The following is a 20,211-nucleotide window of genomic DNA, read 5'->3' on the forward strand; positions in this document are numbered from 1 at the left end:
AGTATTTTTCCTTAGCTTACCGTGTTGTGGGAAAATCATGCAATAAAAATGCAAAAGAATCGTCACAGAATTGGATAGATAAAGCCTTTCTGAATGCTTAAATATATAGATGTTTTCGTAAGTTTCTGGAATTTAAGTTCAATGTATTATTTATTGTCCACGGTATGCAAATATAGACTAAGTAAAACCTCACCGCAAGCTTTCCGGAATAACTCTTTGTCCTCTGAGGATACTAAGGGATAGGGTTTTACATATGAGGAGGAATATAATTGGTTTCCTTAGAAAAGATTGCTGAGGCACATAAAAGAATGAAGGGAATTGTACATCAAACAACTTTGGATTATTCCCGAACCTTTAGTGACCAAGTAGATAATGAGGTGTTTTTAAAGCTTGAGAATTTACAAAAGACAGGTTCTTTTAAGGTGCGTGGCTCGTATAATAAGTTAATTTCACTAAAGAAAGATGAACTGCAAAATGGGGTAGTTGCTGCTTCGGCAGGAAATCATGCACAGGGGGTCGCTTATGCAAGTACGATGCTTGGTATTCCTTGTACCATTGTCATGCCGACTGGGGCGCCTTTGAGTAAAGTGCAAGCTACAAAAGAGTATGGTGCAAAAGTTATTTTGCATGGAAATGTATTTGATGAGGCGCTTGATTATGCATTAGACCTAAAAAATAAAACGGGTGCTGCCTTTATTCATGCCTTTGATGATGATGATATTATTACTGGTCAAGGTACAGTTGGTATCGAAATAATCGATCAGCTACCTGATGTTGATGCTATTGTCTGTCCCATTGGTGGAGGTGGATTAATAGCTGGAATTGCAGCAGCGGTAAAAGAAAAAAATCCATCAATCCAAGTATATGGAGTGGAGGCATCTGCCTGTCCAAGTATGGTTGAGTCGTTAAAAGAAGATCAGTTAATTACCGTTGATTCCAGCCCAACCATGGCAGATGGTATTGCTGTAAAAAGGCCTGGACAACATAATTTTCAATTAGTAAAGCAATATGTCGATGATATTTTTACGGTAGATGAAATGGAAATGGCGCAATCCATGCTTATGTTACTTGAACGGAACAAGTTATTAGTAGAAGGGTCAGGAGCAGCGTCTCTTGCTGCTATGTTATCCCAAAAACTTCCCATTAAGAATAAAAAAATTGTTGCAGTTATTAGTGGGGGGAACGTGGATGTCAGTTTTATTTCAAGAATTATTGAAAGAGGCATGGTTGAGGCGGGTCGCTTTATGCGTTTTAACACCATTCTGAAAGACAAACCAGGAAATCTGGAGAAAATTTTACAGATAGTAACGGAGATGAGGGGAAATATTTTGGATATTTCCTTGAATCATATGGGAGATAAAATTTATCCAAGCTATGCGCAACTATCCCTTTCTATTGAGACAAGAGATAGGGAGCATATTGAAGAGATTTTGGCAACATTGAAGAAAAGGGGGTACATAATAGAATGAATCAAAAAGATGGGTTCTTTTGCTTCCATAAGTAAATAAGAGGCAGGAGAACCGTCTCCGTGCCTCTGTCTGATTCACATTTTTCTCAGTAGGTCCACATACTTACGGTTCGTATCAATCACTTCTTCCACAAGTTGTTTGCTCTCTAGGTCTAAATCTCCTTTTACCAGTTCCTCAGAATATTGAACACCATAATTGTCCATCCCTTTTATTGCATCGTCTATTATTTTACCTTCATCATTTGGAAGTATTACTTTATGCATAAAGCTATGCATAGATCCAGAGACGCCTTCACTGTCTGCTGGAACTCCTCCTAGATTTTGAATACGGGCGGATAATTTTTGCGCATTTTGTTTTACTTCCTGCTGCATCGTCTGAAAGGTTTGTTTTAGTTCCTCGTCATCTACTTTTTGGATGTAATGTTCAAGGGAACGAATGCCCATGTATGTGCCTCTTAATAATGTATTTAATTCTTCAACCACGGTCTCATTATCCATATAATCACTTCCTTCCTGCTATTATGATGCTACTGGGAAGTGGAAATATTCATTTAAGACTGTACGTGCAGAAATGATTATGAGACCGGCTAATATATATTGTTTAAGACTTTTTTTAAAAAGATAGTCGTTTTGCCACTAAGTCGATAAACTAAGAAGAAACTTTAGATGGTGAGATTGTTTAAGTATGGTATCTTTCATTCCTTTTAAAAGAAATGAAAGAAGAAAGTTTATTTGTAGTATCATAAATGACTCTAACTGGTTCGTTCCAGACTATTGGACCGGAGAAATTGGTCAATGTTTGAATCCAATTTTTGAATTCGCTGAAGGGCAGTTTCATGATCTATTTTACGGTAATGGTGATTGCCACCAGGTTCTTCATCCGCCTCATCGGCCTCTGCAACCACCTTTTGTAAGGGGGTGAGCTGTAACTGGCCTTGCGGTAAATAGGAGTTCGTATGAAGAAGTACAGCTAAGGCAATTGCTTTGGCATCTTGCAGGTTCTCACCACAGCGAACTAGCAGTTTATGGGCACGGGCAGCACCTTTAATCGCATGAATATCATTATCTTTATATAACTCATAATCCCATTTGCCGTTTGGGTGATACCATTTATAATGACCGATGTCGTGCAGGAGCCCTCCTTTTGCAGCCAAGTCTGGATTGACATCGGTTTTTGTGGCAATATCAAACGCTATTTCAGCAACGGAAATGGCATGTGCCATACCTGAACGGCCGACGTATTTTTGGACAACCGGGTGAACAAAAAGTTTTTCTAACGTAACGTTTCTGATCATGATCCTTCCTTCCTCCTTTGCGAATGTGCTAAAAGCTCCATTTAAATAGGTATATTGTTTAATAAAATAACATGTTTTTACAGACATAGCAATGGGTTTGTTAGATTTTATGGCAAGAAAGGATTATCATTTATCACGTGATTAACTGGCTGTAAGACCTTAACGAGAAGAATTCGAGATGCCTCAAGAATTATAAGTGGGGGACGGGCAGCCAGTAAACTCCTGATTCGTTCATCTAACAATTAGTGGGGGATGAAAAAAACCCCCACTGATTGAAGATTCACTTTATTAAATTATGTTAATTTTTTTACAGTAAATATTTTATACCTGATATAGTGAGTTATAATGGATTTAATTAGTGAAAGGGGAAGAAGGCGTGGAAAGAAGTTATAAGGTTTATTCAGATGAAGATATTTACATGGAATATTCGGTTATAGGAGAAGGGAAACCTATATTTGTCTTACACGGAGGTCATTCCAATTGTAAGGAAGAATTTGGGTATAAGGCATTAATAGAGAATGGTTACTCTATCATTACTCCTTCCAGACCAGGGTACGGTAGAACTTCTAAAGAGATTGGCGCAAGCTTAGAAACGGCTTCTACGTATTATGCTAAATTGCTAAGCGATTTAAAAATTGATAAGGTTCACGTCATTGCTATTTCGGCAGGTGGTCCAAGTGGAATCTTTTTTGCATCCAAATATCCCGATCTTGTGTCTACCCTTACCTTGCAATCGGCAGTTACTAAACAATGGTTGACAACAAAGGATAAAGAATACAAGGCTGCAAAAATCCTATTTCATCCAAAAACAGAAAAATATACTTGGAATTTAATTTCGTTTATGAATAATCGACAGAGGTCAGGCGAGGGTTTCTTTATCGATTTGGATCAAGTAAACACATTATTAACGAAGGATTTAGAACGTATTACATGCCCAACTTTCATTATGCACAGTAAACATGATGGGTCGGTACCATTAGAGCATGCTCAACATGCTCATGAAAATATTCCTTCTTCTGAACTTTGTCTGTTGGATGCTTGGGGACATTTAATCTGGCTTGGAGAATCAGCTGATGTAACCGATGAAAAATTAATAGATTTTCTTGAGAGAAGTAAAGTAGGGGAGAGGTACTTCACATAAACATGAATGGAAGCAAAGAAACCTAACCGATGTTTCCATTAGATTATGAAGCGAGAGCGATCCTTGTACTTCTATTCACTCTGATCCTCATTGACAAGTCGTTTAGTAAAAATTAAAATATGATTAAATAGTAAAAAAATACTAGTTTTTTTGGCCTCTATAAATTTATTATTCTTTAGCAGGCAGTTAATACAAATTGACTGTATGAAAAAGGACCTACGAATTAATTGGGTTAGATTTGTATTGGTACCTTTCATACTGATATCAGTACTAGTAGGTGGTTTTTAAGTTCTCTATTAATTTAGAAAAAATACTGATAAAAACAACGGAAGTTCTTCAAAAAATATAAATTTTGTTGAAGGGAAACCGGTATTATTCAAACTAAGAATGCTCTCCATTCTTAGTTTGAATAATACCGGTTTTTTATACTTTACTGGAAGAAAGAAAAGCGGAAATCTTAGGGACCAAAATTTGTCATATTTTAAAGGGATATGAGGAATGGAGAATTCGTCTTCTTTCACTTATAAATAATTGATTGCTGAAAAAGGGGAATGTTATGCATCTTGATAACGAGGAATTATTGGTATTATTAAAAGAAATTAACAAGTTGATGATGGAATATGAGAAATGCGATGATCCTGAAATAAAACTGCAAATCAAGTCGGATTTGTTCCATATTATTAAAGTGATATATCTGTACGCAAATGACGTGAATTAGGCTTTTATCACGTGATTGACTGGCTGTAAACCCACTTAAATGAAGGTTCATTTTTCTATCGGCGCCCTATTTAATAAAGCGTTGGTCATTTAGGGTTTTTCGGTAATATAAAAAGTAACAGTCCTCGTTGTTGGAAAAAAAGGACAAGTACCTTTTGAAAAGAACCTTCCCTATACTTCCTTCTCGAGTATAGTTTTAGATGATGAATGCATCCTAAGGGTAGTCAGATTGGAAGGAGGTAAGGAGATGGATAGATGGAAAAAGAATAATAAGCTATCTCACTCGGAAATTACTAATAATGCAGAAGACACGGAATTTAGTGTAGAATTTACTCAGAAAAATAAGAATTACAAAAACGAATTAAATAAGAAAAATAAAAATGGATAACCATCGTTTCTGGTTATCCATTTCATACTTAAGTAGTACGTTGGTTCCTTTTTCGTTTAAGTCCCCCAATAATCAAGGATATAAGTGTAATGCTCGTCAAGAATGCCAAATTGGAAAAGCCTACTGCATCCAATAAATGCTGAATTTGTTTTTCTTTTAAAATCATTTCGCCACCCGTCCAAGCGAGAAGTGCTGCACCAAAAAAGATGATAATGGGAAATTTTTGAATCAGTTTTAAAATGAATTCACTTGCAGTCATAATAATCGGAATACTAAGGAGAATTCCTGCTATGATAAGCAGCAGATTACTCTCCGCAATAGCTGCAATCGCTAGTACATTATCCAAACTCATGATAACGTCTGCAAAAATGATAATAGATATAGCCTCTTGCAATGATTCTCCGCTCTTTATATGATCTGCCTCATGGTTATCAACTAGTAATTTGTAGGAAATAAATAGAAGCAGTATGCCTCCTATTAATTGAATAAATGGCATTTTTAATAGGTTAATCATAAGAAACACAAATAGAATTCTTAATGCGACAGCCCCTATCGTTCCCCATTGAATTGCCTTTCTTTGTAGATTTTTGGGCAGATTCCTACTTGCCATGGCAATGACGAGGGCATTATCACCGCTTAATAGGATATTAATTAATAGAATTTCTAATACTGGCTCAATTAATCCCATTGATTGCCTCCTAGATTTTATGTATGTATGCGGGTAAGCTGTTAGTGAAGGGTTATTTTCAAAGGCTCGGGTATTTAAGAAAGCTTGTCCAATAACTAACCTTCTTTTTTTAGCCAGCCACTTATCCCTTACTAGCCACTTATCCCTTACTAATGATATGTAAATAGGAAAGCTGAAAGAACAATTTTTTCTTTTTAGTAGATAAGAAAGTATAAATTTTTTGCATCGATGTCTAGCTCCAGCACCCAGCGACTAGCGAGACTTCCCTCATCTCCGTACGATAAAGAAGACTTGCCGATTGGTGAAACCAGAGGCTTAGTCGCACTTATACCCTTGCGGTGAAAGTCAACATCGACTCAGGTTTTTAGGAAGGCCGACTAAAAGCGGGCCAGCGCTCAGGCGTCGGCATACCCCTATGAAGGGGCATGTTTCCTTTTCGCTCTTCAAGCATAAGATTCACTAAGATTTTTACATTCGTAAAAATCAAGATCATCTAATCTCCTGCGGGGACTGTTCGGTTAAAACCGCCGCTTTGCGCGGCAACACCGAACCACCTGGCATGGCCAGGCGTAAAAGGTTTTCGGTGGGACGAGTAATCGCAGTCCCAGTCCGTACGTCGCTAAACGGGCGCTTGCGCTTTTCTTAGGGTCTTGTAATGGTTTGGAATTTCATAACAATTCTATTTTTAGAAAAAGAAAGGGATTTCATGCCTAAGGTGGAATAAGTATATTAATAGTAAATTACAAATAAAAAATTAGGAGAGAGAATATGCCTGTAATCCCCAGACCAGCATCAACAGTCGTGTTAATGGATAAATTATTAAGAGTTTATTTGACCAAACGACCTGCAACGATGAAATTTATGGGAGGATTTCATGTTTTTCCAGGAGGAGCTATGGAAGAATCGGATTATGTTATTAATAAGAAGTGTGTCATAACGGATTCAAGGGAAAGTTCTTTAAGTATAGCGTACTACATAACTGCAGCCAGAGAATTATTTGAGGAAGCAGGTATTTTATTAGGAAATTGGAGGGATGGTTCTCCGGTTCGTTTGTCTAAGGAGAAAGAATTGAAATATCGGAGCCAGCTTCAAAAAGGAGAGGTATCTCTAAGTGAGGTGCTGGAAAGGGAGGAGGTATACTTCGATTGCCACTATTTGACTTACTTAGGTCAAATGATTACACCGAAGCAAAGTCCTATAAGGTTTGATACTCGTTTTTTTCTAGCTGAACTTCCTGATGGACAGGAACCAGATCCAGATGAAAAGGAAGTGGATGGGGCATTTTGGGTTCTACCGGAAGAAGCACTTACCTTGTTTAAAAATAAAAAAATAAAACTTGCACCACCAACCATCCTTACGCTTAAAAATATGATTAATTATAAAAATGGCGGTGCATGAAAGAGGTCTGTATCGTAAAAGGAATTACTGAATCTTCTCAGGAACAATAGAGTATTTTGAATTCTTTCTTACAGCAACATCTTCTTTTATTAATTTTATCAAATGAGCTTCCGTTGTTCGTATGGCAACTTTAAAAACACTAGGATGAATGGAGTCTTTATAAATCATTTCGGTCAGTTCTGCTGAAGTTAATTGGTTATGTGATTCCAGCAAAGATTTGATTTGGTTTTCCCGGTAAAGTCTTCGGTTGATAACAAAGTCAATTTGCTCATAGGGATTATGTACCCAATTACCGTGACCTGGGCCGATTTTGGATAACTTCAGCTCTTTAAGACGTCTGAGGGTTTGCAAATAGTCTTTCATATCACCGTCTGGGGCTCCAACCCAAGTCGTTCCTCCTGTGACAATGTTATCCCCTGCAATTAATATTTCAAGTGAAGGGATATACAGATTTAGTTGCCCAGCTGTATGACCGGGTCCGTGAATAATCACGATTTCTTCATTACCAACTTTTAGCAAATCTCCGTCATTTAACAAGGATATTTCTTCCCACGGTGATATCGCTGAAATGACATCCTCTTTTTCTTTCAAATGACAATAGACAGTAGGTAACCAATGGATCAATTTTCGTACTCCCGGAGCATGATCTGGATGGGAATGTGTAAGGATGATTCGTTTAGGTAATGCAAGTTTATGCTTTGAAATTTCCCATTCAAGCAGTGTTTTTGTCTCCTCAATATCATAACCTGCATCTACTAATATACAATCGTGATCATTCCCTATGAGGTAGCAGTTCGTTGTTGTGTGAGGCAATAAAGTTGGAGTAGGTATAGGAACACGTATTACTTTCAATCCCTTCTTTTTCAACATAATTATCGTCCCTTCTATCCAGTATATGTACACATAATTGGAAGCGAACTCTCCTTCTATAAGTATAATATGTTCAAGGGTAAATATTAAGATTTTTTTAAAAATTATATAACAAAATCTCTTGAGTATGTGTATTTATTGTTTCAAAGTAATTGTAGTGCCAGTAAATTAGACTTACGACTTGAGTCAAATGACGTTTCAAAAAAAATTTGGAGCAATATATTAATAATAAATAGAGGGAAAGGAGGGATTTGTCATGGCAAAAAAGCGAAGAAGAAGAAATTTTGATGACGATAATCAACAGTTTTCTGTTTCAGATGCAGAAGCGGATGCAAAATCGAAAGTAAACTTCGACAGTGACATTGAATTAGATAACGACAATGACAATGATAACGAAAATGATTTGAGAAATAAGAATCGAAACACCAATATTGCCAGAGTAATCGATAGTGGTAATTCCAAGGTAGACGTTAAAGTAGACTCCGAAACTAGGGCGAGAGTACGTTCTCGTTCAGATGCGGATCAAGATCAGGAACTTGAATTTGATTAATTAAATTTATGTCAAAGTAGGATGAAATGTCCTACTTTGACATAATTAATTGAATGGGGGTAGGTTATGAAAAGGCCAGTTAAACATCTGTATCCTGTAAAAAATGATCAAAACATATTACCCGTTGAATCCAATGATACTAAATCTATTATTCGTGAAAGTGGAAACTCGGATGTTGACGTTAAAGTAGATGTTGATACTACACCGATTGCCTATGCGATGCTCTGTTCTCTTTTGGCAACCAAACAAATAAGTAGCAGAGAGTTTGAGGAAGCTGTACGGAAATTTGATGAGTTAATGGTTCGAAATCAAGAGGATAAGTATGGTTCTATTGAAAAGCAGTATCATGAGAGAAAGCCAAGGAGAAGGTTTTGATTTCTTCATCCCTTCTCCTTCATTATGGTTACTAAAAATTTAAGATAAATTAAGACCGTTATTTCCAAATAAGGAATGACGTCTTTATTATTGTGGTCGCTTTGTTGCTATGTGATCGCCATTTTCTATTTCTTCCAGTGTTTTTCGTACGTTTTCAGGTATATAACTACCAGAAATTTTATATGCTCTCACTATCTTGTTTGTTGTATAAGGTTTTTTTCTTTCGCTTTTTGACATAAAGCTTTCCTCCTACTTTTTCATCATGGTCTTATCCATCCTATTTTTTACGCTTCTATATAAACTATCCATTCTAAATTCGATAATCCTTGTATGATGAAAATCATTAGTTAGTAAAAACAAAAAATCTTTGGCCAAAATAATTGGAAAGGGTGTAAAGGGCGGTACCTAGTAAAACAGAAAGATGGTCAACAGTTATAATTTTTACAAGTCCTTCGGGAATCACCAATTGCAAAGTAACTAAAAAGCTAATCGAATAGGATAGGAGATAACAGCCTAATATCACAGCTGTAAATCTAAGCACTCCGGTAAGATTGCTTACTTTACTATTAAAGGTATATGACCGGTTTAGAATATAACTAATTACCGCACCAATTGAAATTCCTGTACATGTAGAAGACCAATAAGACCAGCCAAAAAGGTTTAATAGAATAAACATAATCGATAATCCGACAAATGTGTTAATCATGCCAACAAGTAAAAACCTTATAAATGAGTGCGTTTGTCTTAGGTTAATCAAGAATATCCTTCCTCTATGTCTATTTGTCCAAATTATCGTTTTTATCTACATGAAAAGATTTGGTGGATTGTTCAGGGGCTAAGTTAAATGTGTCAATATCAATGCAGTATTTTGGACGCCGTTTTGTTTCCATATAGATTTTTCCGACATATTCCCCGACCAAACCTAATCCAATTAGTTGCAGACCACCAAATAACCAAAGGGAAGTAATTAATGAAGTCCATCCTGTATGTGTATTCCCTAAGAATTTTAAGGATAAAAAATAGATTCCGAAAACCAAACTTCCGATAAAAGATAAACAGCCTACTAAAAGGACCAACCGAATCGGAAAGATGGAAAAGGAAGTAATACCATCTAGCGCAAAGGCTAGCATTTTTTTTAGTGGATATTTTGTTTCACCGGCAACTCTCTCCATACGGTCATAAAATACAGAAGTGGAGCGAAAACCAATGAGTGGAACAATCCCCCGCAAAAACATATTGGCTTCTTCATACCTTTCCAGTTCTTCTACTGCCCTTCGGCTCATTAACCGATAATCGGCATGATTATAAATAAGGTCAACGCCCATTTTTTTCATGAACTTATAAAACCCCTCGGCTGTAGCACGTTTAAAAAAATTATCTGTGTCCCGATTTTGTCTGACTCCATACACCACTTCATAACCAGCCTTAAATTTTTCAATAAAGTTCCAAATTATTCCAATATCATCTTGTAGATCAGCGTCTATACTTACCACACAATCGGATACTTCTTTTGCGGCGGATAAACCTGCTAACAGCGCATTTTGGTGTCCGACATTTCGGGACAATTTTATGCCTCCGATGTGCTCTTTTTTGATGCACTCTCTATAAATAATCTCCCATGTTTTATCCCGACTGCCATCGTCAACAAAGAGAACCCTGCTTTTCATCGAAATTTCTTTTTCTCCTATCATTTCTGTTAACAGTCGTTTTAGTTGTGAAATGGTCTCTGGTAGTACTTCTTCTTCGTTATAGCATGGTACGACAATCGTAAGCACTGGTTCACTCATTGCTGTTCCTCCTTGTTGTTACTTGTCCAGCTGCATTACATTGCTCTGTAGAGATAAATTCTCCAGGCGGACTGGTCGGAGTTGAATATTTTTTCCAAAGTTAATCCATTTTGTATTGCATTATCAATTGGAACGGCTGAAAATAAGTATAATCCTCCCATGTTTTTAAATTCCTCAGTGTTGATCTCTACATTTTCCAGTCGTTTTTCTGAAGTTTTCTTAAACATATAATGTTTTCCCAATTCATCCGTAAATAGATAGCATCTGCCGCCCCACTCATCAAAATAGGTTTGGATGGTGTCATTTTTGTCCAGCTCTTTCTCAATTATTTTCCGAAACTGATATTTGTAGGATAATGGATAGAAATTATTGTAAGTGTCCAACGTGTAAAATCCATTATACTGGGCAATGGCCGGGTGGAGACCGATGCTAACCACCCGATATTCCTCCTGTGGAAGACCAATATGTGCTTTGATTTCACTAAATTGTTCTACGGCATAAAATTCACCTACACTTGGCTTCTTTCGATGAACAATTTCCTCGCTAGAGAAAAGGAGTAGAACAATCTGGGCAGCAATGAACCAGGGAACGATTCTTTTCCACCGCTTTCCTTGCATCCAAATTATATTCAATCCTCCGGCAAATAAGAGATAGATGACCATCGGCCGGAGGAAATGAAATCGGGCAAAATTGAAGGTATCCAAGAAATGAAACCGTTCTGTCATTGGCAGCCAGCCTTTGTAAAACCAAAAAGCATACCAAGCTGATAATACAAAGTTGAGGAAAAATAAAAACACAAAGTTTTTTTCCTGTTTCCACCATTTATTTTTCCATATGTAATAAAAGCCTATGAAAATGACAGGCTGTATGAAAACAGTATGAACTGTTTGGACGTGATTGTGTCCTAAAAAATAATTTTTAAATGTAAGTCGGACACAGTGCCAAAAAGTCAGCCGTGCGTGGAAGTACTCATCTCTGCTGTTTGGTTCGTTGTCAAAAAGAAATGAGTATACGAGACGGTATTCCACCAATAAAAAAATGAAAGTCATATAAACAATAGATAAAAAGAACGGCCAGTTCCAGCCTTTTCCTCTCAGTACATCGGAAAGCCAAAATATTCCCATGGCCGTAAGAAAAAAGAAGAATCCTAACACAATACTGGAGTATAACGGCAGTAGTGTCAGTGCCAAATAGTTTCTCCAAGAATGTTCACCACTCCTAATATTAAGAAACACCCACAAAGCGAGCGGCATTCCTAATGTACTGAGCATTCCCGAAGGCCAGAACGGTGTAAGTGCAAAAGCCAGAGAAACACCAACTCGAATAATTTCTAGATTTTGATCAGGAATGAAATGTTTTTTTAATAATAGATACATCCCAAGAAAAGCAACAAAGCGGCTAATCGCTTGGCTTAATCCGTAAGCAACCATCGTCGGAAAAAGGGCATAGAGCCAGACAATAATACTGAACTCTGTCCCAAATGCATTGCGCTGGAGCTCTCCATTTATAATCTGGGGTATATTTGCATCAAGTGCTCCCGTTATCTCACCGCTTTTCGCCAGAACAGTATACCAAGCTAAATTGGAGTCGAGGTTATCATGAACTCTTATATGTGCTTTATCACCCAAAATAAAATAAGGTGATAAAAACAGAGTGATGAGGATAAGGGCTGCAATGATAAGCCGTGGTTCTGTATTCCTTTTATTTGCAATCAATTCTTACACCTCAAACAAACCATAATCTTTCATTAAGTTTTACTTATATAAATGAAACTATTCCTTTTATACTAAATTTAACCGTTCTCTGAAAGAAGCTCCCTCTTCAAGCGTTTGAAGGGCATAACCCAACGGTAAGGGGGAGATGAATTTCGGGAGGCACCAATGAATCCAGCAACGATAGCGCCTGCCCAGCTTCCCAGCATTCCAACAGGGGATAACTTATCTGCAACGATACCAATAACTAATGATATAAACACAAAAAAATAAAAGCAGTTAAGCTCATACATAAAACTCCTTTTTGATAGCATATGTAAGACTTGTACTGTTTGTTTGGGGATTGGAGTTTTTTGGTGAGGGGACTGGCATGATTTTTATGTTCGTGATAATTTATTAAAAGATAGATGGATATTTTGTACGACCTTCTGTGTTTGCAGATCTAGTAAAGATAGTCTTAATTCCCCTGAAAGGAGCAGAATAATGCAAGTTAAATTAAATTCAAAAATCATCAAAGACCGATGTGGTGCTGTCTCTTTTAAAAAAGGGGATGCTTTTTATCGGAATGGAAAAGTAAATATAGAAACCATTACTTCGAATTCTGTTCAAGCAATAGTGAAAGGAAAAGAAAACTTTCAGGTTCGTGTGGAAAAGGAAGACGGTGGAGGATGGTACTCGCGATGCAGCTGTCCTTCGCTGTATTCCTTTAGCAAAGATTGTCAGCATATTGCTGCAGTGCTTATCGCAATCAATGAACATAAACAGAAAGGCAGCTTCTCCCTTGATTCCAGTGCTCATTCAACAAATACAGAATTATCGGAGGGGTTGATCCAATTATTTCAAGAAAAACCAGTCCAAGCAACCGGGCATCAAATCCACTTTGAAGAAAGGAAAGTACTTAATACTGCATTTTTCTGTAAAGTGGTCCATGTTGATAAGGGAAGCTATATGTTTGGTATAGAACTATCCATAGCCGGAAATCGAATAGCGGATATTCGGAACTTTCTTGAACATGTAAAAGATGGAGAAAGATTTGTTTCCTATCTTCAGAATTGGCATATGATCCAAGTAAGCATTGTTTCCTGGGAGAGACAGATAGTGTCATTCAGAAGCTCATCCGTGTCATGGATGATGAAAAAATGTACCGGCGTGCTTTACCACATAAGTTTGGTCGACAAACAAATATGCAACAATTACTCATTCCAGCCTCTTCCTGGGACCGACTTGCTCCTTTGCTGGAAAATGCCCCGCATGTCACATTACAATATGATGATCAACGTTTTATTGGTTTTCACTCGAACAATGACCGACTTCCGCTTACGTTTGAATTTGGAGATACAATGGAAGGTTATCATTTAAAAATAGATGGCCTACATCGGATGAGGATTATGAAGGCATATGATGTTGTTCTGTTTGAAGGAAAGATAATCCGACTGAAAAAAAACGAGGCTGAACAGCTTTTTGAATTAAAGCGACTTTTGGAAGCCTTAGAAACAAATGTTATTCCCATCCCCAGCGACCAATTGAAATTCTACATGGAAAAATTAGTACCTGCTTTAAGGCGAATAGGTGAGGTTCATTTATCTGGGACCATTACACGACAGCTAAATAAAACACCGTTAAAGGCCAAGCTTTACTTGGACCGTCTAAAACAACGTCTGCTTGTCGGACTCGAATTTCATTACGATGATCATGTTGTCATTAATCCACTGGATAACCGGGAGCGCAAGACAGGTTCGATGATTATCCGTGACACGGAAAAGGAAGAGGAAATCTTACAGCTGTTGGAAGAAGAGGGGCAATTGAACAAGACAGAGAGCGGCTACTATATTCATAACGAGGAATTGGAGTATGCCTTTTTATATCATGTCCTTCCGAAATTGCAAAAGCTGGTCCAAGTATATGCAACAACAGCAGTAAGAACGCGGATTTTTCGAAAAAACTGGCGCCCCAAAATAAAAGTGAAGCATAGGAAAGAACGGACAAATTGGCTGGAATTCTCGTTTGACATGGACGGTATTCCGGAAAAAGAGGTCAAGGAGGTATTAGGTGCACTCGAAGAAAAACGGAAATATTACCGTTTGAAGGATGGCTCATTGCTTTCCTTAGAATCAAGGGAATTAGAAGAGATTCAACGCTTCCTGCATGCTGCTCCCGTTCAGGATGATGACCTGGAAAAGGGATTGGAGGTACCGGTTGTAAGAGGGCTTCGGCTTCTTGATTCCGTGGAAGAAGAGGATACCTTTACGTTTGAGGCTTCTTTCCGTCAGTTTATAGAAAGTATTCGGAATCCAGAAGAATTTACATTCAAAGTACCGGAACAATTAGATGAAACGTTAAGAAGCTATCAAAAACAGGGCTTCCAATGGATGAAATCTATTGCCAGTTACGGTTTCGGTGGAATATTGGCTGATGATATGGGACTTGGAAAAACGGTGCAAAGCATTGCGTTTATATTATCAGAACTTCCGAAGATTCGTGAAAGTAACTTGCCTGTATTGATTGTGTGCCCTTCATCTGTTACGTATAACTGGCTCGCAGAAATGATGCAGTTCGCTCCAGATATTCAGGCAATGGTAATGGATGGAAAAAAAGCGGATAGAGTAAAACTGCAGAATGGGATAGACGAAATCGACGTGTTAATTACAAGCTACCCTTTATTACGCAGTGATATCCCGTGGTATGAAAAACAGGAATTTCACACAATCTTTTTTGATGAGGCACAGATGTTTAAAAATCCATTAACACAAACAGCACGTACAGTAAAGAAGCTAAAAGCAACACATCGCTTTGCGTTAACTGGAACCCCAATCGAAAATGCACTGGAAGAACTTTGGTCGATTTTTCATGTTGTTTTTCCGGAATTATTTTTAGGATTAAAGGATTATAGCAAATTAACGAAAAAGCAAATTTCCAGGAGAATCCGACCGTTTATGCTTCGAAGGGTTAAAGAAGATGTGCTTGATGAATTGCCTGAAAAAATAGAATCTGTGGAGTCCGTCGAATTACTCCCAGATCAGAAAAAACTTTATGCTAGCTATCTGGCCAAGCTTCGTCACGATACATGGAAGCATTTGGACAAGGAGACTTTCCGAAAAAATCGGATCAAAATTCTTGCTGGTCTAACTCGACTGCGGCAAATTTGTTGTCACCCAGTATTATTTGTAGATGGTTATAAAGGAAATTCAGCCAAGTATGAACAGTTACTCCAAATCATAGAGGAATCTAAATTATCTGGAAGACGAGTACTGATCTTTTCACAATTTACAAAAATGCTTGATCTTATCGGGAGAGAACTAGCTTTTCAAGGTACACCTTATTTTTATTTAGATGGGCAAACACCTTCAGAGGAAAGAGTCAAAAGATGCAATCGATTTAATGCTGGAGAAAGGGATATCTTCTTAATCTCTTTAAAAGCTGGCGGTACAGGATTAAACTTGACTGGAGCAGATACGGTTATCTTTTATGATAGCTGGTGGAATCCTGCGGTTGAGGAACAAGCTGCTGATCGGGCCCACCGTATAGGTCAGGAGCATAAGGTGCAAGTAATTAAGCTTGTGGCCAAGGGTACGATTGAGGAAAAAATGAACGAATTGCAAAATAAGAAGAGGCATTTAATTGAAGAAGTGATTGATTCCGATGATAAGGTGCTGGGGGCACTTACAGAGGAGGATATAAGGGATTTGTTGAGAATATAAAAAATATACTTATCAGCTGGGTTTTAATGATGTGGAATGGTTCAGGCTACCGGGCTATTTAATAAAACTTTTAACGAAAGACTGTCTCTAAAGTTGTTTTTGCCAGTAAATTTATAGAATGTGACGTAATAGAGATAATGATTGGTATCCATCCCTTCTCAGTATGAATAATTTTGAATCAAAGACTCAAGTTAAAATGAGGAGGTGTTTTAATGGGAAAAGACCGTCAAGAAAAAAAGTTAAGACAAAGTGGAAAAGTGGAATCAGATCGTGATGTAGGTCTTCGTTATAAAGGTACAGCTAAAATGTCCGGTCCTGAGGAAGCTAGAAGGTTGAATGATGGTGATAAGTAAATAGGCGTGTTCTCTTTATATATTAAAGAAAAATCCGAACGATGAACTTCGACAGCGTTACATCGTATTTTAAAATTACTGCGACAAAACTTAGGAAAATTAAATGGCTGTAGGTCCCCACTTATAGAAATATAAGTGGGGAACTTACAGCCAGTAAACTCCGGATTCGTTCAAACTAAAAATCAGTGAGTGACGGAAAAAACCGCCATTGATTGAACTTTATTTACCATCCCTGATTCTACATAGCCAGGGCAAAACGAAAAAGCCAGTCTTAACATAGAGTAAAAAAACATGGTTCATGACATTTTTATATGGAATTTTTAAAGATTAATAGGAATATGTAATTAAAAAGGGTTATCCATTCCTATTCATGCTTGTCCTATCCATTTCTGCCTTTATCAAATGTTTCGTGAATAATTTCTATTACATCTTCGTCTTTGTCACTATGATTTAGCATTGTTTATCCTCCTTTTTAACTATACATTTTCCTTTTTTGGGGTGAATTATACATGAAAGAAATAACGATTCAGTTGAAAGACGAGACTTATAATCATATTAAAGAATTAACAGAACTGGAAAATCTGATTAATCGTCATCGAGATAAAAATCGAAATGACGATTATAAAATGGAGGAATTTATAATTGGTTGTATTGTTGACAAAATTGAGCAAATCAAACATTTTGATTCGGTTAATCCCTTGATGGAAAACGAGGGGACAGCTATTATTAAAAATCGTTTCAAGGAAATAGCCAAAAAGAAAAATATGTACATTAAAGATATTGCCGATCAACTGAATATGCAGCCACCAAATATTAGTAAAATATTTAATAATGTATCTCAGCCTAGGCTGGAGCTTTTTATTAAAATCTGGATTATACTGGGATGTCCACCGTTGCATCAGTGTATATATTTGGAAAATGATCAAGTTTAAATGCTTGGTCTTTTTTATTTTCTCTCATTTACGTAGAAAATCATGCAGTAATTGAGGAGTTGCCTTACTAAAAAACGAGCGAATACGAGTTTTTCTAATAAAAATGGAATAAGACAAGCAGCCCACTACATATTCTTAAACATAAAAAATGTGCTAAAAACTTATCAAAAACATTATTTGCGGGCTGATACATTTGAATATGCACTAGCGAATCTCCTAATTTAAAAAGGGAAGGGGTGGCACCGAATGACTGTATATGAAACGTTGGTTCTTATGATTGCGTTTGGGTCATTTGTAGTTGCAGTGTTATCAGAAAGAAATAAATAATTGGTTTTCTTTCTTTGCTTTTTTTGCATCATAAAAGTATAAAACATTTTAGCCAGGAAGTTGTTCGATGTAGCTAAAATTTTAATGTCCCGATTATAATTAAAATAAGAACACATTCACTAGATGCGAGCGAATGCGGGCTTTTAAAAAAATATATTTTTCGATACTACCATCAAAAGTTCGACATTTTATACGAATACTTAATATAGATCTTTCGTCATTTTTATTTTTTGCATTACATATTACACAAAAATAAATATTTATATATATGAAAGACTGGAAAACGATTGAATACAAATAGAATGAAGTGGTTTATTTTACTGACCACCTTCTAAATAAGAATTGCGAGGGATGAGGATGACATCAGAGAATCAATTAATTGGTAAATCCTATTATAAGACTTTTATGGAAGATGATAACAAACATCCAATAGAAATTCTTGGTGAAAAGTATATCCAAGAACAGCGGAATGAAGTGTTTGACCTTTCTTTTATTCGATTTGCCCAAGGAGAAGTTTACTTTTTAAATAAAGATTATGAAGCAGCAATTTTTAAGTGGGAAAATGTTTCCAATGAGTTGAAACCATGGGCGCAGAAAAATATAGCGGATGCGCATTTTAAGTTGGACTTCCTGGCGATTGCCGAAGATTATTATAAGGGGATAGAAACCGATTCGGATGTATTAAAAATAGAAGTGCTTCTGCAGCTGTTTCACTTGTACATACGACGCGATAAGACGGAGTTGGCAAAAGATACAATAAAAAGAGCAGTGGATTTGAATCCGGATTATCCAGATGTAACCGAACAGGCGAAATCTTTCTTTGAGCAAGAAGAAGATTGGGATCATGCGATTGATTTAGCTACTAAAGAAGCTGTTCGAACGAAGTCCATACCATGGTTTAACGTACTAAAAATGTATGTAGAACAACGCCATATAGCAAAAAGAATACCTGGTTATTTTAGTGAAGCATTAATGACGTTATATTCTATTGATAAAAAAAGTTATGAAAATCTCGTCACAGCACTTTGGAACAGTTATAAAGAAAGTAATATGTATTTTTCATGGCTGAAAGAGATCAATCAGATTTTATTAAATAATGATTCAAATCATTCATACGAATGGAGGGAGCTTTCAGGACTATATAAGGAAACCTACGATGAATTAATTAATGGAAAATATCTCATTTGGGAAATTTCCCATCTCATTCCAATTCATTTAACCAATTGGATGAACGTTGCAACATCTTCAGATAAATTGCTTTCTTCATCAGCGGTTCTGGCATGGAATGAAATGTTCCCTTCAAGTATAAATACGACAGTTGTTAATATGGCAGAGAATTTCACTAACCATTCCTCACAATCACTTCAGGTAATGGAGGAGGCGGCTAGGTTATTTAAATCCATCATGTTATGGGCAGAAGATAAGGGCGTATTGTTGAATGATCGTTTTGATGGGATAGTCAGAGAGCTTCTTGATTTAGACCATTACCATTTGCTGATTGCAGGGACGAATGAAAAATCAGCATTTATTAATAAGTTATTTGATGCAAATCTTTTGGTGGATTCTACCAAAACTGGACTTCTCTCTAATGACGTGAATAACGTATACAGAAGCCTATCCAATTTGGATGATTACAGCAGAAGCGGAAAGCGTGCAACGAACATGATTCATTGCCGCATGCCAGTTTCTTTTTCAGAAGATAATAAATTAAGTCTAATCGATCCTCCGGAAGTAATGGGTGAGAACTTAGCAGACATTTTATTGTTTGTTTTAAATGCCGCATCTCCTTTATCCGAAAAAGAGCTTGATATGGCGGTTAAATTTAGAGAAAAATCACCAGATATATCTATTCATTTTCTAATAAACAAGGATTCCATAACAAATATTGAGGAAACGATGAAAGAAATAGAGAATACAACATCGAGAATCAGTATGTATTTTCCGGATGCAAAAGTCTTTGTTTTTTCTGTACATGATAAGAGTATGGAACAGTTTGAAGCGTTGACTGCCTTTCTCCAGTCGATAAGCAGTGGATATGATCTGAAAACGGAGCGCACGAATAAAATCTTATTGCACACTAAAAAACTGATTCAATTTTTATTGGATAAACGAGTGGAAATGGAAAATAATTTACTGGATACGATTGAGTGGAAGGAAGAAATGGCAACAAAACTCACTGGAGCTGTTCATCAGATGAGCGATTTGCAAGAGGAAAAGACTCAAATAATAAAAAACGCTTATTGTCTTATTAAGGATGAAATGAGAGCAGATTTGATGGTTAATATTCCGAAACTGCTTCGAAATTGTTCAGAAATGGTGAGTGAGGACAGTAACTTTGAAAAAATACATGTTGCAATTAATGAAGAGATGAATAAGCGGATAAAGGATTATATAGAGGGAACCGTTTTACCTGATTTTCGTATAGCCATACAGGAATGGATTGCGGAAAGTGATAGGGTCTTTCAGGACAGTCAGGCATTCTTAGATGAGTGCAAGTTTTAATCAGATGTAT

Annotated in this window: 20 protein-coding genes; 12 read left to right on the plus strand and 8 right to left on the minus strand. The window is 36.8% G+C overall.

The window, feature by feature from the left end:
- Positions 1-269 precede the first annotated feature (269 nt).
- Complete coding sequence (ilvA, locus tag GMJ66_RS03635; RefSeq protein ID WP_156288970.1) at positions 270-1,469, plus strand: threonine ammonia-lyase; 1,200 nt, start codon at positions 270-272, stop codon at positions 1,467-1,469.
- A gap of 74 nt (positions 1,470-1,543) precedes the next feature.
- On the opposite strand, the gene GMJ66_RS03640 is transcribed toward ilvA, so the two are convergent.
- Both GMJ66_RS03640 and GMJ66_RS03645 read right to left on the minus strand, forming a co-directional pair.
- Positions 1,544-1,966: a DUF2383 domain-containing protein gene (locus GMJ66_RS03640; RefSeq protein ID WP_156288971.1), complete on the minus strand. Its 423-nt coding sequence runs from the start codon at positions 1,964-1,966 to the stop codon at positions 1,544-1,546.
- 254 nt (positions 1,967-2,220) lie between these two features.
- On the minus strand, positions 2,221-2,760 hold the full coding sequence (locus tag GMJ66_RS03645; protein WP_156289011.1) for an HD domain-containing protein: 540 nt from the start codon (positions 2,758-2,760) through the stop codon (positions 2,221-2,223).
- A 379-nt stretch (positions 2,761-3,139) separates the two neighbouring features.
- Here GMJ66_RS03645 and GMJ66_RS03650 point away from each other — a divergent pair, with 379 nt between their 5' ends.
- From GMJ66_RS03650 to GMJ66_RS03660, 3 genes are all read left to right on the plus strand, one after another.
- The gene (locus tag GMJ66_RS03650) at positions 3,140-3,904 is read left to right on the plus strand and encodes an alpha/beta fold hydrolase (protein ID WP_407939191.1); all 765 of its coding nucleotides are present in this window, start codon (positions 3,140-3,142) and stop codon (positions 3,902-3,904) included.
- A 556-nt stretch (positions 3,905-4,460) separates the two neighbouring features.
- Complete coding sequence (locus tag GMJ66_RS03655; RefSeq protein WP_156288972.1) at positions 4,461-4,622, plus strand: hypothetical protein; 162 nt, start codon at positions 4,461-4,463, stop codon at positions 4,620-4,622.
- Positions 4,623-4,868: 246 nt separating this feature from the next.
- Positions 4,869-5,009 carry a hypothetical protein gene (locus GMJ66_RS03660; protein WP_156288973.1) on the plus strand — a complete coding sequence of 47 codons (141 nt, stop codon included), beginning with the start codon at positions 4,869-4,871 and terminating at the stop codon, positions 5,007-5,009.
- A gap of 28 nt (positions 5,010-5,037) precedes the next feature.
- On the opposite strand, the gene GMJ66_RS03665 is transcribed toward GMJ66_RS03660, so the two are convergent.
- Complete coding sequence (locus GMJ66_RS03665) at positions 5,038-5,697, minus strand: TerC family protein (protein ID WP_156288974.1); 660 nt, start codon at positions 5,695-5,697, stop codon at positions 5,038-5,040.
- A gap of 768 nt (positions 5,698-6,465) precedes the next feature.
- Between GMJ66_RS03665 and GMJ66_RS03670 the strand changes: the two genes are divergently transcribed.
- Positions 6,466-7,095, plus strand: coding sequence for an NUDIX hydrolase (locus tag GMJ66_RS03670; protein ID WP_156288975.1), 630 nt, complete (start codon positions 6,466-6,468; stop codon positions 7,093-7,095).
- Positions 7,096-7,119: 24 nt separating this feature from the next.
- Here GMJ66_RS03670 and GMJ66_RS03675 read toward each other — a convergent pair whose 3' ends face one another.
- Positions 7,120-7,965, minus strand: a complete 846-nt coding sequence (locus tag GMJ66_RS03675; RefSeq protein WP_156288976.1) for an MBL fold metallo-hydrolase — start codon at positions 7,963-7,965, stop codon at positions 7,120-7,122.
- 256 nt (positions 7,966-8,221) lie between these two features.
- Here GMJ66_RS03675 and GMJ66_RS03680 point away from each other — a divergent pair, with 256 nt between their 5' ends.
- Positions 8,222-8,515: a hypothetical protein gene (locus tag GMJ66_RS03680; protein WP_156288977.1), complete on the plus strand. Its 294-nt coding sequence runs from the start codon at positions 8,222-8,224 to the stop codon at positions 8,513-8,515.
- Between the two features lie 66 nt (positions 8,516-8,581).
- A complete protein-coding gene (locus tag GMJ66_RS03685) occupies positions 8,582-8,890 on the plus strand; it encodes a hypothetical protein (protein WP_197046591.1) in 309 nt (102 codons plus the stop codon).
- An 87-nt stretch (positions 8,891-8,977) separates the two neighbouring features.
- On the opposite strand, the gene GMJ66_RS03690 is transcribed toward GMJ66_RS03685, so the two are convergent.
- From GMJ66_RS03690 to GMJ66_RS03705, 4 genes are all read right to left on the minus strand, one after another.
- Positions 8,978-9,127, minus strand: coding sequence for a hypothetical protein (locus tag GMJ66_RS03690; RefSeq protein WP_156288978.1), 150 nt, complete (start codon positions 9,125-9,127; stop codon positions 8,978-8,980).
- 106 nt (positions 9,128-9,233) lie between these two features.
- The gene (locus GMJ66_RS03695) at positions 9,234-9,647 is read right to left on the minus strand and encodes a GtrA family protein (protein WP_231514802.1); all 414 of its coding nucleotides are present in this window, start codon (positions 9,645-9,647) and stop codon (positions 9,234-9,236) included.
- A gap of 19 nt (positions 9,648-9,666) precedes the next feature.
- Entirely contained in the window at positions 9,667-10,677 is a 1,011-nt protein-coding gene (locus tag GMJ66_RS03700) for a glycosyltransferase family 2 protein (protein WP_156288979.1), read from the minus strand.
- Between the two features lie 35 nt (positions 10,678-10,712).
- Complete coding sequence (locus GMJ66_RS03705; RefSeq protein WP_197046592.1) at positions 10,713-12,392, minus strand: DUF6044 family protein; 1,680 nt, start codon at positions 12,390-12,392, stop codon at positions 10,713-10,715.
- Between the two features lie 1,181 nt (positions 12,393-13,573).
- On the opposite strand from GMJ66_RS03705, the gene GMJ66_RS03710 reads away from it, so the two are divergent.
- The 5 genes from GMJ66_RS03710 (at position 13,574) to GMJ66_RS03725 (ending at position 20,201) form a co-directional block, all read left to right on the plus strand.
- The gene (locus GMJ66_RS03710; RefSeq protein ID WP_407939192.1) at positions 13,574-16,087 is read left to right on the plus strand and encodes a DEAD/DEAH box helicase; all 2,514 of its coding nucleotides are present in this window, start codon (positions 13,574-13,576) and stop codon (positions 16,085-16,087) included.
- A gap of 212 nt (positions 16,088-16,299) precedes the next feature.
- Positions 16,300-16,440 carry a YpzI family protein gene (locus tag GMJ66_RS03715; RefSeq protein WP_156288980.1) on the plus strand — a complete coding sequence of 47 codons (141 nt, stop codon included), beginning with the start codon at positions 16,300-16,302 and terminating at the stop codon, positions 16,438-16,440.
- Between the two features lie 509 nt (positions 16,441-16,949).
- Positions 16,950-17,372 carry a helix-turn-helix domain-containing protein gene (locus tag GMJ66_RS03720; protein ID WP_156288981.1) on the plus strand — a complete coding sequence of 141 codons (423 nt, stop codon included), beginning with the start codon at positions 16,950-16,952 and terminating at the stop codon, positions 17,370-17,372.
- A 246-nt stretch (positions 17,373-17,618) separates the two neighbouring features.
- Positions 17,619-17,699: a putative holin-like toxin gene (locus tag GMJ66_RS21135; protein ID WP_407939194.1), complete on the plus strand. Its 81-nt coding sequence runs from the start codon at positions 17,619-17,621 to the stop codon at positions 17,697-17,699.
- Between the two features lie 357 nt (positions 17,700-18,056).
- Positions 18,057-20,201, plus strand: a complete 2,145-nt coding sequence (locus tag GMJ66_RS03725) for a tetratricopeptide repeat protein (RefSeq protein WP_231514803.1) — start codon at positions 18,057-18,059, stop codon at positions 20,199-20,201.
- The last annotated feature ends 10 nt before the right edge of the window (positions 20,202-20,211 follow it).

This window comes from Oceanobacillus salinisoli (assembly GCF_009733865.1).
Lineage (GTDB): Bacteria > Bacillota > Bacilli > Bacillales > Amphibacillaceae > Oceanobacillus > Oceanobacillus salinisoli.

Excerpts from the sequence above, each read along its gene's own strand:
- GMJ66_RS03640 (WP_156288971.1), bottom strand. The coding sequence starts at position 1,966 with ATGGATAATGAGACCGTGGTTGAAGAATTAAATACATTATTAAGAGGC.
- GMJ66_RS03655 (WP_156288972.1), top strand. The coding sequence starts at position 4,461 with ATGCATCTTGATAACGAGGAATTATTGGTATTATTAAAAGAAATTAAC.
- GMJ66_RS03660 (WP_156288973.1), top strand. The coding sequence starts at position 4,869 with ATGGATAGATGGAAAAAGAATAATAAGCTATCTCACTCGGAAATTACT.
- GMJ66_RS03665 (WP_156288974.1), bottom strand. The coding sequence starts at position 5,697 with ATGGGATTAATTGAGCCAGTATTAGAAATTCTATTAATTAATATCCTA.
- GMJ66_RS03670 (WP_156288975.1), top strand. The coding sequence starts at position 6,466 with ATGCCTGTAATCCCCAGACCAGCATCAACAGTCGTGTTAATGGATAAA.
- GMJ66_RS03675 (WP_156288976.1), bottom strand. The coding sequence starts at position 7,965 with ATGTTGAAAAAGAAGGGATTGAAAGTAATACGTGTTCCTATACCTACT.
- GMJ66_RS03680 (WP_156288977.1), top strand. The coding sequence starts at position 8,222 with ATGGCAAAAAAGCGAAGAAGAAGAAATTTTGATGACGATAATCAACAG.
- GMJ66_RS03685 (WP_197046591.1), top strand. The coding sequence starts at position 8,582 with ATGAAAAGGCCAGTTAAACATCTGTATCCTGTAAAAAATGATCAAAAC.
- GMJ66_RS03690 (WP_156288978.1), bottom strand. The coding sequence starts at position 9,127 with ATGTCAAAAAGCGAAAGAAAAAAACCTTATACAACAAACAAGATAGTG.
- GMJ66_RS03700 (WP_156288979.1), bottom strand. The coding sequence starts at position 10,677 with ATGAGTGAACCAGTGCTTACGATTGTCGTACCATGCTATAACGAAGAA.
- GMJ66_RS03710 (WP_407939192.1), top strand. The coding sequence starts at position 13,574 with ATGCAACAATTACTCATTCCAGCCTCTTCCTGGGACCGACTTGCTCCT.
- GMJ66_RS03715 (WP_156288980.1), top strand. The coding sequence starts at position 16,300 with ATGGGAAAAGACCGTCAAGAAAAAAAGTTAAGACAAAGTGGAAAAGTG.
- GMJ66_RS03720 (WP_156288981.1), top strand. The coding sequence starts at position 16,950 with ATGAAAGAAATAACGATTCAGTTGAAAGACGAGACTTATAATCATATT.
- GMJ66_RS21135 (WP_407939194.1), top strand. The coding sequence starts at position 17,619 with ATGACTGTATATGAAACGTTGGTTCTTATGATTGCGTTTGGGTCATTT.
- GMJ66_RS03725 (WP_231514803.1), top strand. The coding sequence starts at position 18,057 with ATGACATCAGAGAATCAATTAATTGGTAAATCCTATTATAAGACTTTT.